The sequence below is a fragment of the Paenibacillus sp. DRB1-1 genome (assembly GCF_052119485.1).
In the GTDB taxonomy this organism is placed as follows: domain Bacteria; phylum Bacillota; class Bacilli; order Paenibacillales; family Paenibacillaceae; genus Paenibacillus; species Paenibacillus polymyxa_B.
The window spans coordinates 1,021,719-1,034,290 of sequence record NZ_JBODQH010000001.1; the positions used below are offsets into that span (position 1 = coordinate 1,021,719).

Consider the following 12,572-nt stretch of genomic DNA (forward strand, 5'->3'; position numbering starts at 1 on the left):
CATCAGCCCCTTTTAAGACCAAACGGCGGGCGGATGTGTTACACTGTCCACATTCAGCAGCTCGTGGCACAGATGACGAATTTCCCGCTGATAAATCGGTGAACTAAGCAGTAGCTCACGGTGCTGCATCTGCTTCCATGAAGGTATATAAGGTAACGCTCCGTTTAGCTCCATGAAGTCACGAGGTAATGAGTTGATCATAGTTCCCATATAGCGGTTCACCACAAAGCTGGTTTTGCATATCATGTCTTCAAGCCCTTCAGGCTGCGTGGTTTCTAAAACATCCAGCCATAATCCGCACTTGTGCATGCTCATTAAATCGTCTGCCAGCAGCCAAATCAGCTTATGACTAGCTTCAAGCACGGCTTGAGCCCGATCACCTTTTTCAGAATCGCCATCTACGATCACTACATCATACTGCCCACTTTCGGCAACCGTTCGAATCAGCTCTTTCGCTTCATCACAAGTCATGTCCGTCAGCTCCTTGCGATTATAGACAGGCTGAAAAGTATCCGCCTGAATTTCAGGGCGACGAATACAATAGGAAGCCATGGATAATGGAGTGTCCTCACTCCCCTCCGCCTTGAGATCATAGAGCAGCCTGGACAGCCCTTCTCCTTCTGCTCCGCTAGCACTGCCTGAACCAGTGAACAACGAGCTTGAATCCACCGTCTCCAGATTCAGATAGAATACCGAAAATCCCTCATTCCCCAGCTGTTTGGACATATTGAGTGCGGCCGTTGTCTTACCTAGTCCACCGGAAGCTGCTACCATGCCGATAATCATTCCACCTTCCCGACTGTTTACACTTTTCCGACCGTTCGACCTCTGTCTAGCCGTTTCCAAAATAAAACCGACCAGCTCAGATAAAGGCTGATATTTTAATAAAGGCTGTCCATATTCGCTCACTTGTTCTCCCTCATGCAATACCAAACAAGGAATATCAGCAGCTTCCCTGTCTGTCCATAGATTCAAAAAAGCCGCTTCACCTACCACCACATCCGGTCTTTTCATTCCACTGGTTTCCATCATGTATTGATGAAATGCCTCCGGTTGCGAAAAAGCCGTTATTCTCAGCCTTCTGGCGTACTCGCTTCCGTGAACATAATTCAGCAGCGGCTCAATATAATCCCGGCCTTCTACGGCCAATACCACTTTCACTGGAACCATAACGCTCATCCCTTTCCCTAACACAACAACGCAAAAAAGCACCGTTCATCAATCCGTAAAGTACATACGGTTGGTGAACGGTGCTTCCGTCACGTGCAATCTATTTACTGGTAGAATAGCATAGCGCTTATATTAGAGCAAGTATTTTTTGTGCAAGTATCTTCCAAAATCCTCGTACTAGGAGAAGGCGGGCAGTCTAGCCCCGCCTCCTACTATCTTCATCTTAGTAGAATTTGTGGTGACGACGATGACAGTCATGATGGCGATGATGGCGATGATGGCGACGTTTCCGGCAATGACATTTCTTATCAAAATCTTCATGTTTCCGGTGATCATGTTTAAATTTAGGTTTAAACTTAATGACAGTCACCTTAATGATCTTCTTAAAGATACGTTTTTTTGGCTTACGCGAATGACAATGTTTAAACATTTTTAATTCGCCTCCATTTCTTTGAGATAGAATATACTATGGAAGCAGCGAACCATCGGTAACCATCATATGACTATTTATGAATTTACTGGGCTAATTAATAATCTATCTCCAGTTTAATATCCGGATCATAATCCGCCACAATTAGAACATCCATATGACGTGCTTGACGGAGAATCCTCGGCACAACCGCAGCCTTACCCCAACGGCTACTTCGGGAAGACTGCCCCACGATGAGCTGCGTACCTGAATATCCTTCCACTGGAGCAATCAAAATGTCGGCAATTTCGCGTCGGCTGGAAACAAGCCGAATCTCAAAGGTCCCCCCCAGTCGGTGGGTCAGCAACTTTAGTTGTTCCAGACGAGGGTTCAGTCTCTCAGGTATACGCTCACCAACATGAGCATAAGTCACAATCCACACAGCCTTCAGACGAAAGGCGATACGAAAACCGCGGCGAATCAACCTTTCAGCATTTCCGCTTAGCGTCACGCCTACGAAGATCACTTCCTCCCTGCGCCACGGTCCCCGAAGTGATTCGTGTCGATCCCAGGATTCCAGCCGCTCATCTACGTCATCTGCCAATTCCCGCAAAGCAAGTTCACGCAACGCAATCAGATTGCCCAGTTTAAAAAAGTGGCTAAGTGCCTGTTCCACCTTCGCATGATCGTATATTTTGCCCTCACGCATACGCTGCTGCAACGATTTGGGAGCCACATCAACAAGCTGTACTTCATCGGCCAGACGCATCATATGGTCGGGAACAGTCTCTCTCACTCGTATGCCAGTAATCTGTTCTACCGCATCATTCAAGCTCTCCAGATGCTGTACATTCATTGTGGATATCACAGAAATACCTTGTTCCAAAATGATAAGCACATCCTCATAGCGCTTAGATCTCAGACTTCCGGGCACGTTGGTATGTGCCAGCTCATCAATAAGCACCACCTCGGGATTACGCCTGAGAATCGATTCCGTGTCCATTTCTTCCAAGTGTGCGCCATGCCGCTCGATGGACTGACGGGGTATCATCTTCAGAGATCCTACCTGGGCCAGTGTTTCTGCTCTTCCGTGCGTTTCCAGCAATCCGATAACTACATCGATTCCGCTCTCCAGCAGATCATTCCCCTCTCTCAGCATCGTGTATGTTTTGCCGACCCCCGGAGCAGCGCCAATGTATACCTTGAGCTTGCCCCGCAAGATTTTGGCTGCCTCAGCCTGTGCTTCCTCAACGCTCAAACGATGATACGGATCATTATCCCCCTCCTCCTGTCTCATTGTTGGCAAAATCCGCTCACCCTCCTGCTCGGCCCGGTCCGCAATCAGCAGCAGATCCATATTTTTCATTCGTTTTAAAATCCCGTTCACAAGCGATCCTTTCATCAACTCCTGCCACGGAGTCTGCCGAGAATGCCCCATAACAATTCGGGTAACATTGTGCGTCACCGCATAATGAATCAGTTGACTAGGCAACCTTCTGCGTGAAAAAAGCGGGATTTCTTCAAATGTTGATCCTATCTTGTCAGTCAATTTCTCAATTGAACGCTTGAAGGCTGCTGATTCCTTGGACAGCTTGCGCTTCGAGCTGACAAAGGAGACTACTAGCATATCTCCACCCAACCGCTTGGCGACCTGTTCCCCCCTACGTACATAAATGGACCCATTCCAATGATATTGGACGGGTACCAAAATACGCTCTGCGGCTCCTGATGCCCCGTGCAAGCCTAACTCCTCCCGGTGCCGTTCCAGCGAATCGTTCACATCCTCTGCTACCAATCGCAGGGCTAGCTCACGCAATTTACCCAGATTACCCCGGTGAAACATCTCAGGATTGGGCGTATGCATGTAGCCTTTCGCCAGCCGTTCCAAAATCATCTCCGGGGTGGCATCAATCAGACGAATTTCATCCGCTAGCTCGAGTGTATCAACCGGAACCGTATATTCCGCTTCAAAGCCTGTCAGCTGATATACCCACTCCGTAATTCCTTCGAGTTCATAAACATTGACCGTTGTAATGACGCTAATTCCCTGCTCCAGCAAATACCGAATATCCTCCAGCCGTGTTGGAAATGGGGCGTCTTTCCGGTTATGATGTGCCAAATGATCCACCAGTACCACTTCGGGATTTCGTGCCACCAAAGCTTCCACATTCAGATCCTTTTGCTCCTCACCATCTTTTATCCAATGAATACTAGGCACTCGCTCCAGCGTGCCGACCTGTTCCACGGTCACAGGCCGCTGCATGGTTGAGACCGCACAAATCACAACATCAATACCTTCATGCTGCAGCGATTGTCCCTCCTGCAGCATATGATACGTCTTGCCCGAGCCACTGACCGCACCCATGTATATTTTGAGTCTGCCTCGATGCAGTTTGTTAATCGAATCCAGTATTTCCTCTGGTGATTTACGTTTGAAGCTCTCCACTTTCGTTCCTCCCCACAGCGTGCTTGTTTGTTCCGTCCATTCTTATATGGTTGTAATGAATGTACTCCCGTGTCCCAATCAATTCAAGATGATCAATCAAGCTTGCCTCAAAAAAAGCCGCACAGGGCAGTATAAGCGCAAAAAACGTGCATTCAGGTCTCTTATGCCTGAATGCACGCTATTTTGGGTAACTCATATGGGATCACTTCCTACAATCACTTGCTATCTTCGCCAACGATCCCCCGTTGTTGAAATAACTTTTGCCATACCACACCGTGAGACGGGGAAAAGAGAAATACCAAAAGCAGCAACACACCCGATATACACAGCATACATGCCGCAATAGAAGCATCCAATACACTTGCTGTGTAAAAACCTGCGACCGAGCTGATGGCTCCAAATCCTACGCTGTATACAATCATACGGGACAACTTCTCCGTCAGCAAATAAGCGGTAAGAGGCGGTACAACGAGCATGCCAACCACCAGAATTGCACCCACGCTCTCAAATGACGCCACCGTCGTTAGTGAGACGAGACTCATCAGCAGATAATGAAAAAAAACAACTGGAATGCCTAATGAAGCTGCCAAGGCGGGATCGAAGGAAGTAATTTTAAATTGCTTGAAAAAGCCCCCTATCACGATCAAATTGATCAAAAACATCGCGCCCGTAATCCACACAGCCCTCGGACCGACATCGAAGCCGGCTATCTCTAACGTATTCCACGGCACATAAGCAATTTCCCCATATAAAACGTGATCCATATCCAGATGGACATTGGAAGCAAACACGCTGACCAGCAATACACCGATAGCAAACAATGTCGTAAACACTACCCCAATGGCAGCATCACTTTGCAGACCGCTTTGTTGGAACAGCTGAATCAGGTACACCGTTAGAAGACCCAACACTGCCGCACCAAACATCATCCACACCGAATCTCTCGATCCGCTGATGAGAAAGGCAATGACAATCCCCGGCAGTACCGCATGACTGATTGCATCACCGATCATAGCCATTTTTCGGAGCACGAGAAAGCACCCAACGATACTACATCCCCCTGCCACTAACATTCCCGTCAAAATTACATAAAATGAACTCATAGGGCACGCTCCTCCCTTGGCTGTGTACCGACTGCCTGCTCCAGATTTTTTCTGGCGTTCAACCGAACGATAGCCTTGGAGATCATCCCGCGTTGCGGCGCAAAAATCAAGCTCACTCCAAACACCACAGTCGCACACAACACGCATAACGGTCCTGTAGGCAGATTTTGTCCCAGAGAGCTAATGACCGTCCCACCAAGGCCTGCTATAGCACCAAACAAGCCTGATAGGCATACCATGACACCGAGTTTCTCTGTCCAGTATCTTGCTGACACGGCCGGGGTAATCAGCAGAGCAGCCATCATAATGACTCCCACGGCCTGAATGCCAGCAACCACCGCAATGACAATCAATAGCATCAACAACTTATCCAGCAAACCTGCCGGAAAACCAAGACCGCGGGCAAAGCCGGGATCAAAGCTGAGCAGCTTAAATTCCTTGAAAAATAATATACATATTCCGATGAGAACCACCGAAATTACCGCCATCGTATAAACATCAGACAATACCATTGCCGCAGCTTGACCAAATAGAAATTTATCCAACCCGCTTTGGTTTCCTGCGCCACTATGCTGGATTTCGGTCAACAGCATAATACCGAAGCCAAAAAATACGGACAGCACCGCTGCAATCGCTGAATCGCTTTTAATTCGCGAATACCGGGTTAACGCACTGATGGCAAAGGTCGCAACAATCCCTGCAATGGCGGCTCCAATCATAAATCCAAACACGGATTTTGTACCTGTGATCATAAAAGCCACACATACCCCCGGCAAAGCCGCATGTGCCAAAGCATCTCCCATGAGCGACTGCTTGCGCAAATACATAAAACTGCCAATTACCCCGCTACTTAAACCGAGTAAAATGCATCCCAGCAAAATCCACTGCATGTTTGGGTCGGTCAAAAGCGTTGCCAAGCTTGTCATACTGCTCACCTCACTCCGAGTATCGTACCGGAATCCGGGCCTGTTTTGAGTATACTCAGACGCCCGCCATACGTACGCTGCAGATTTTCCTCGGTAAAAATATCTGTCGTCTCTCCAAACGCCATCAGATGCCCGTTCAACAGCATAACCTGATCAAAATAATCCGTGACTGTAGATAAATCATGATGAACGACAAGCACGGTTTTACCCTGCTGTTTCAGATCGTTGAGCAATGAAATAATGGCTTTTTCTGTTGCAGCGTCCACACCGACAAACGGTTCATCCATAAAATAAAGCTGAGCATCCTGCGCGAGTGCTCTGGCTAAAAAAACACGTTGTTGCTGACCGCCAGACAATTGACTAATCTGTCTGTCTGCATATTTGCTCATTCCAACTTTATCCAAACTCTCCATCGCAGCCTGACGATCTGCTGCTCCCGGACGCTTAAACCAGCCTAATCTGCCATACCGTCCCATCATAACCACATCCAATGCGTTCGTCGGAAAATCCCAATCCACCGACTCCCGCTGTGGTACATAGCCAACCTTGAGTAGCTGTTGCTTATAGGGCTTACCGTAGACCAGCACTTCGCCCCTAAGCTTTGGAATCAGTCCAAGCGCTGCCTTAATCAGCGTAGATTTCCCAGCCCCGTTCGGACCGATAATACCTATCAGCTTGCCTTCTGGCACTTCAAAGGAAACATCGAACAAAACGGGCTTTTTTTGATAAGCTACCGATAAATCACGAACGACAAGTGGTGAATGCCCCATGTATCTTTGCCTCCTTATTTAAGAGCTTTAACAATCGTATTGACGTTATGCTTGACCATTCCAATATATGTTCCATCTTCTGTGCCCTCTTCACCCATGGCATCCGAATAGAGCTCGCCACCAACCTTAATTGTATGGCCTTGCTGAGCGGCCCCCTGAATAACCGCATCTATGGCCTTTCTCGGAACACTAGATTCTACGAATATAGCCTTGATTTTATGCTCCACCAAATAATCTCGCAGCTTGGTCACATCTTGAGAACCCGCTTCTGACTCTGTGCTCATACCTTGAAGTCCTCTCACTTGAATGTGGTAGGCATCTCCGAAATAGCCGAAAGCATCATGTGCTGTGACAAGCACGCGCTGGGCTTCCGGTATACTGGCAATCTGCTCTCTCGTGTAATCGTCCAGCTCTCGCAGCTCAGTGAGATAGGCTTCTGCGTTGGCTTTATACTCCTCCGCATGAACAGCGTCAAGCGCCGATAATTCATCTCTGACGGTTTCTACCGCAGACATCCAGTTCTGTACGTTAAACCAGATATGTGGATCATGCTCAGATCCCATTTCCGGACTACCTGCACGCAACTGATCCTGTGCGATGTTTTTGGACACGGGTATGACGGGTTTTTGCTTGCTGATTTTCTCCAGAATGTCCTGCATTTTTCCTTCCAGATGCAACCCGTTATAAAAAATAACGTCGGCCTGATCCAGCTTGCGCATATCTCCCTGAGAAGCCTTGTACAAATGCGGGTCAACGCCTGACTTCATAATTCCCGTGACCTCCACATGATCACCGCCGACCTTGCCGACAATGTCAGAGATCATACCGATGGTAGCCGTAGCCTTTATTTTTTGTCCAGCCTCTCTCGCAGTTCCCTGCTCCTTCTTCTTAGCATCGGTACATGCAGTCGCTAGAACCAGAGCTAGAGACAATACACCAACTGTCGTTACCCATCGCGGCAGAGCCTTCTTAAACTGCTTGTTCATGTTTTAAAATCCTCCTCTGAATTTCGTCTTGGGACAAACTATTTCCTTGATTCAATTATTTTTTATCAATACTATATTTTAGAGTATACACTAAAGTTTTTACCTAGGGAAACATTTTATAAAATATAATTCTTGTGCATTTCGTTATACCGTTCGATTTTCGTTCTCCCAATGTGTAATATATAGAAGATATCCAGTCGTTAAACCAAAGAATACATATAAAGAGGTGTAGGTCGTGGAGCCAACAGGATACAGCCCTTATCGGAACAAACGTCGGCAAGTTCGGATACGAAAAATACTGCTCATTTTTATGCTGGTGTGCTGTCTGCTTGCCCTAACTTCCTGTGCTCGAGGTGACATCCATGTAGATGTTCATCTCGATCAAAGTGTAGATATGGATGCAACGTTCAGTGTAAACAACCAGACACTGATGATGTTGGACAATCCCGGGCTGCTAGATCGATTAGTCAAGCGTATTCAAAGCAACAATGTAGATGTACAGCCGCTAGCTGAACAGGGAAGAAAGGGATATCAAATCAAGGGACATTATCAAGGAGATTGGAGCACAAACAAAAAAAATCCCAGTCAGGGATTAAATCTACCTGAGGGATTAGAAATAAAGCGCGCTGTGAGCCAACATTTTTTCACAACGAATATTGATCTTACCATGAAGCTCGATCTACCACGCCTGCTTCCTGAAGAAGCTCAAGGACTGAGTGACAAATTTGAGCAAATGAATGTGTTAGCGCGCAAATTACTGGAGCGGCAGCTGGATCTTAACTTCAGCCTATCCTTACCCATCCAACCTGCTACCAATAATGCGGACCGTGTGTCGGAAGACGGAAAAACACTGTATTGGGACATTGCTCCTTTGGAATCTAACGAGCTAAAATTGTCTGTTAACGTACCCAATGTACGACATATCGTGTATGTAGCTGTTACGAGCCTGATACTGATCGTGCTCGCTGTGATCTTACTAATTCGTAGACATCGCTCCAAAAAAGAAACTTAAAAAAGCAACTAAAAGTGCGTGTTCAAAAAGTCGGCTTTTCAGGACCGAGAAGGTTGGATGAAGCTAGGGACTGAGTAGCGGAGCGTAGACAGATCTACGTGAGCAACGGAAGGCCCGGCTGAATTCAAGATTCGACGTCGAATCCGCTTCTTGAATAGCTTCGTTATGGAAAGACGACTTTTTGAACAACCTCTAAAAAAATCGTTGTCTAATTTCTGGTGGGGGGATCTGACATTGATCCTCTTCATCCTTGCCAAACCAACGATATCGGTTACGCGCCACCCAGTTATAGACGGCATTGCGCACAAAGCGGGGAAGCAGGATGAGCACATAGGCCAGCGGATATGGAAAACGAAGATGTTTGGCAATTCGTAAAGCTGCGGTTGACCTTGTATAATACGTACCGTCTTCAATCAGCACGAACGTATCCAGCTGATCTGTAGATAGTCCTCCTGCACGTAATAGTTCTTGTCCTGCCTCAGATTGCAGGGAACCAAAATGAAATGTTCCCTTAGGGTCACGCTTGATAATAAAGCGTGCCGCTCCCTGACAAAAATGGCATACCCCATCCACCAACACAATGGAGTGATCTGAATGAGCATGATCAGACTGGTTCATAAATCATTTCACCTCCAGGGAAATCAATGGCATGAATACCAACAGCACAACCATATGAATATAAACAAAAAAACGCCGAAAGTATCCGACGCTTGTTTAGAAATGTATAGTCTTTACCTGTTCGAAAAACTAGCTCAATGCTTTCTCAAACAGCTGTTTCGTATTAATTTGCTCTAAAAACTCCTCATGGAACTTATCCATACACTTGCAGATAAAATCCTTATGGCATACCGGGCAAGGCGTCGTTAGCAGTCGACTAATATTCGTCAAGGTCCACTCCGGATGACGTTGAGAAAAAACGCGGCACTCCGTTCCATCGGCCAAACTCATTTTAAACTCATAAAGCCCTTCTTTTTCGTTGCTGCCAGCCAGCGTGAAATTAACAATATTCGGTCTGTAAGACATCATATCACCCGTATTTTTCAAATTTGTTTCGTACCTGATGACCAGAATCACCTAAGCCATCTTAATGAATTTTGGCGATGATGTCAAATGGTCGTGAATCTCAGCGAATCAAGATCTATGCGCAAAGGCCCCCGATAAATCGGCGGCCAGAGTGTAAAAGTTATAGAAATGCAGTCAAATGACATTAAGCTCGACATCAATGTTACCGCGTGTCGCTTTGGAGTACGGACAAAAATCATGTGCTTGGCGTGCCAAATCTTCGGCCTGGGCGCGTTCAATACCGGGTATTTTCACATCCAGACGTACCGCCAGCTGGAAGCCGCCATCACTTGGGTCCTTGCCGATAGATACGTGGCTGGTGACCTCAACATTGTCCACCTTCACCTTAGCCTTTCGGGCTACGTTAGCCAATGCGCTCTCATAGCAGGCACCATAGCCTGCCGCAAACAATTGCTCCGGATTCGTAGCTTCTCCACCTGCGCCACCCAGCTCCTTCGGCGTACTGAGCTTATGCTTCAAAACCCCATCAGATGAAGCGACTGAACCGTCTCTTCCACCATGTACCGTTGCTGATGCCGTGTATAATGCTTCCATGATTTCATCTCTCCTTCTCTATATCATTTTACATTTCGCAGGAATCCATCGTCATGTTAAGACATGATTACCTTCTCGTATGTATTTTAAACGAACTACACAAAATGAATCATTTAAAACATGGAAGTTAACTAATTTATTTACCGTTTAATTCCACCTCACCTTGTTTACACTATATGTTATAAGCCCCTAACTTGATGGGCCGTCTATATTCACCATTTAGGAGGTAAAAGACTATGTTCATGCGCATGGATCGTTTATTGATACGAAATGACTGACAACCCTGTCGCACGCGAGATCGTAGGCTACTTGTTGGTACAGGGTGGAGTCCATGTGATGGCCTATGCCAAAGCGTTGGAAAAGCTTACAGGCGTAGAAATGACCAAAATGCTTCCGATTCCGAACTTGGAGAATAAAGCCTTTTCTGAAACGCGTAAATTCGAAGAAAAAGGATTGCACCGGGCTATTTATCGTTTCAGTCCGAATGACTACAAGGAAATTGATAAAATATGGAACGGCGTTCACCCGGAAGATGGACAACAATTTAAAAAAATCCAAAACGACCAAGCTGCTCCCCTCAGAGCGATATAGCTTGGTTTTTCTATTGTTCTGCTTTATACGATGGCTATATTGCTTCAAAAATACGATTAACTTGCTTGACCACACAAAAGTTGCACTAGACAAAAACTATTGTGGGTGTACAATAGGGATAACACAATCGTTATGTCACTAATAATATATTTCAACATCAATAAAGAAGGTGAAGCGTATGAAAAATACAAAGGGCAACTTCGCGGAAATCGCTTCACTATCGGAAGTGAATCGTTCCTTGAGCGTCCCGAAAGACGGGACTTGGTTTCGGAAGTTTCTTGCCTTTGCTGGACCCGGCTATATGGTCGCAGTCGGCTATATGGACCCCGGCAACTGGGCCACAGACATCGCTGGCGGATCAAAATTCGGCTACACGCTGCTTAGTGTCATTCTAATCTCCAACCTGATGGCCATCCTGCTGCAAGCCTTATCCGGCAAGCTTGGCATTGCCACAGGTAAAGATTTGGCTCAAATGTGCCGTGATGCCTACAGTCGTCCTGTCGCCATCGGCTTATGGCTCTTGTGCGAAATTGCCATTGCAGCCATGGATTTGGCCGAGGTCATCGGTTCAGCCATTGCGCTGAAGCTGCTGTTCGGTCTACCGTTACTATACGGAGTTATCATTACAGCATTTGATGTTATGCTCATTTTACTGCTGCAAAACAAAGGTTTTCGGGCATTGGAAACACTCGTCATTGTGCTGATGGCGACGATTGCCGGCTGTTTTGGGATTAATCTCATTTTGGCACAACCGGAATGGGGCGGCGTATTGGGCGGCTTTGTACCAGACTCGCAAATTTTGACGAATCCGAGCATGCTGTATATTGCCATCGGTATTATGGGCGCTACCGTAATGCCGCATAACCTGTATCTGCATTCTTCTATTGTACAAACTCGCAAATTTGAGCAGACTTCAGCAGGTAAACGGGAAGCCATTACATTTGCAACTTGGGATTCCAGTATAGCGCTGATGTTCGCATTATTTATTAATGCCGCTATCTTGATCGTGGCAGCTGCTGTATTCCATACGGCAGGAAGAACAGATGTAGCCGAAATTAGTGATGCCTATTATCTGCTTTCGCCACTACTGGGAACCACACTGGCGAGCATACTATTTGGGGTGGCGTTACTCGCCTCAGGTCAAAATTCAACCGTAACAGGCACTTTAGCTGGACAAATCGTGATGGAGGGTTTTTTGAATCTTCGTCTTTCACCTTGGTTGCGTCGTCTAGTGACCCGCCTCATCGCGATCATTCCAGCGGTCATCGTCACTGCCATCGCAGGGGAAAAAGGTGCGGAGGAACTGCTTGTACTGAGCCAGGTCATCCTGTCCATCCAGCTTCCCTTTGCCATCATTCCATTACTGCTCTTTACCAGCGACAAAAAGATTATGGGTGAATTCGCAAATAAAATGTGGCAAAAAGTATTAACCTGGATCGTGACCGCCGTCATTATTATCTTGAATGTGGTGCTCATTGTACAAACGATATCAGGTTGACAGACCGTTTGGATACAACCATTAAAAAGAGGTATTCCACAGGC

The 12,572-nt window shown here is 46.7% G+C and carries 11 protein-coding genes and 1 pseudogene; 3 read left to right on the plus strand and 9 right to left on the minus strand.

The features are described 5' to 3' along the window. Nucleotides 1–12: 12 nt before the first annotated feature. From ACQW03_RS04660 to ACQW03_RS04685, 6 genes are all read right to left on the minus strand, one after another. Complete coding sequence (locus tag ACQW03_RS04660) at nucleotides 13–1,170, minus strand: hypothetical protein (protein WP_076292457.1); 1,158 nt, start codon at nucleotides 1,168–1,170, stop codon at nucleotides 13–15. Nucleotides 1,171–1,697: 527 nt separating this feature from the next. Beyond that, the gene (locus tag ACQW03_RS04665) at nucleotides 1,698–4,025 is read right to left on the minus strand and encodes a histidine kinase (RefSeq protein WP_441948483.1); all 2,328 of its coding nucleotides are present in this window, start codon (nucleotides 4,023–4,025) and stop codon (nucleotides 1,698–1,700) included. A 215-nt stretch (nucleotides 4,026–4,240) separates the two neighbouring features. Continuing rightward, nucleotides 4,241–5,128 (minus strand): metal ABC transporter permease, encoded by an 888-nt coding sequence (locus tag ACQW03_RS04670; protein WP_071639960.1) that lies wholly within the window; start codon nucleotides 5,126–5,128, stop codon nucleotides 4,241–4,243. Next, complete coding sequence (locus ACQW03_RS04675) at nucleotides 5,125–6,054, minus strand: metal ABC transporter permease (RefSeq protein ID WP_071639959.1); 930 nt, start codon at nucleotides 6,052–6,054, stop codon at nucleotides 5,125–5,127. Before ACQW03_RS04675 ends, ACQW03_RS04670 begins: the two co-directional genes overlap by 4 nt. 5 nt (nucleotides 6,055–6,059) lie before the next feature. After that, nucleotides 6,060–6,824 carry a metal ABC transporter ATP-binding protein gene (locus ACQW03_RS04680; protein ID WP_023987614.1) on the minus strand — a complete coding sequence of 255 codons (765 nt, stop codon included), beginning with the start codon at nucleotides 6,822–6,824 and terminating at the stop codon, nucleotides 6,060–6,062. A gap of 14 nt (nucleotides 6,825–6,838) precedes the next feature. Next, nucleotides 6,839–7,810: a metal ABC transporter solute-binding protein, Zn/Mn family gene (locus ACQW03_RS04685; protein ID WP_068939875.1), complete on the minus strand. Its 972-nt coding sequence runs from the start codon at nucleotides 7,808–7,810 to the stop codon at nucleotides 6,839–6,841. Between the two features lie 235 nt (nucleotides 7,811–8,045). On the opposite strand from ACQW03_RS04685, the gene ACQW03_RS04690 reads away from it, so the two are divergent. Continuing rightward, complete coding sequence (locus ACQW03_RS04690; RefSeq protein ID WP_441948487.1) at nucleotides 8,046–8,822, plus strand: DUF3153 domain-containing protein; 777 nt, start codon at nucleotides 8,046–8,048, stop codon at nucleotides 8,820–8,822. A 192-nt stretch (nucleotides 8,823–9,014) separates the two neighbouring features. Here the strand turns inward: ACQW03_RS04690 and ACQW03_RS04695 are convergent, their stop codons facing one another. The 3 genes from ACQW03_RS04695 to ACQW03_RS04705 all read right to left on the minus strand — a co-directional run bounded on the left by ACQW03_RS04695 (nucleotide 9,015) and on the right by ACQW03_RS04705 (nucleotide 10,439). Beyond that, the gene (locus ACQW03_RS04695) at nucleotides 9,015–9,440 is read right to left on the minus strand and encodes a thiol-disulfide oxidoreductase DCC family protein (protein ID WP_441948489.1); all 426 of its coding nucleotides are present in this window, start codon (nucleotides 9,438–9,440) and stop codon (nucleotides 9,015–9,017) included. A gap of 129 nt (nucleotides 9,441–9,569) precedes the next feature. Beyond that, nucleotides 9,570–9,896: a hypothetical protein gene (locus tag ACQW03_RS04700; protein WP_013309265.1), complete on the minus strand. Its 327-nt coding sequence runs from the start codon at nucleotides 9,894–9,896 to the stop codon at nucleotides 9,570–9,572. Between the two features lie 123 nt (nucleotides 9,897–10,019). Beyond that, nucleotides 10,020–10,439, minus strand: coding sequence for an organic hydroperoxide resistance protein (locus ACQW03_RS04705; RefSeq protein WP_013309264.1), 420 nt, complete (start codon nucleotides 10,437–10,439; stop codon nucleotides 10,020–10,022). Between the two features lie 264 nt (nucleotides 10,440–10,703). Here ACQW03_RS04705 and ACQW03_RS04710 point away from each other — a divergent pair. Both ACQW03_RS04710 and ACQW03_RS04715 read left to right on the plus strand, forming a co-directional pair. Next, nucleotides 10,704–10,997, plus strand: a pseudogene (locus tag ACQW03_RS04710) (manganese catalase family protein); the annotation flags it as partial. A gap of 211 nt (nucleotides 10,998–11,208) precedes the next feature. Continuing rightward, nucleotides 11,209–12,528, plus strand: coding sequence for an Nramp family divalent metal transporter (locus tag ACQW03_RS04715; protein ID WP_071639954.1), 1,320 nt, complete (start codon nucleotides 11,209–11,211; stop codon nucleotides 12,526–12,528). Nucleotides 12,529–12,572: the final 44 nt, after the last annotated feature.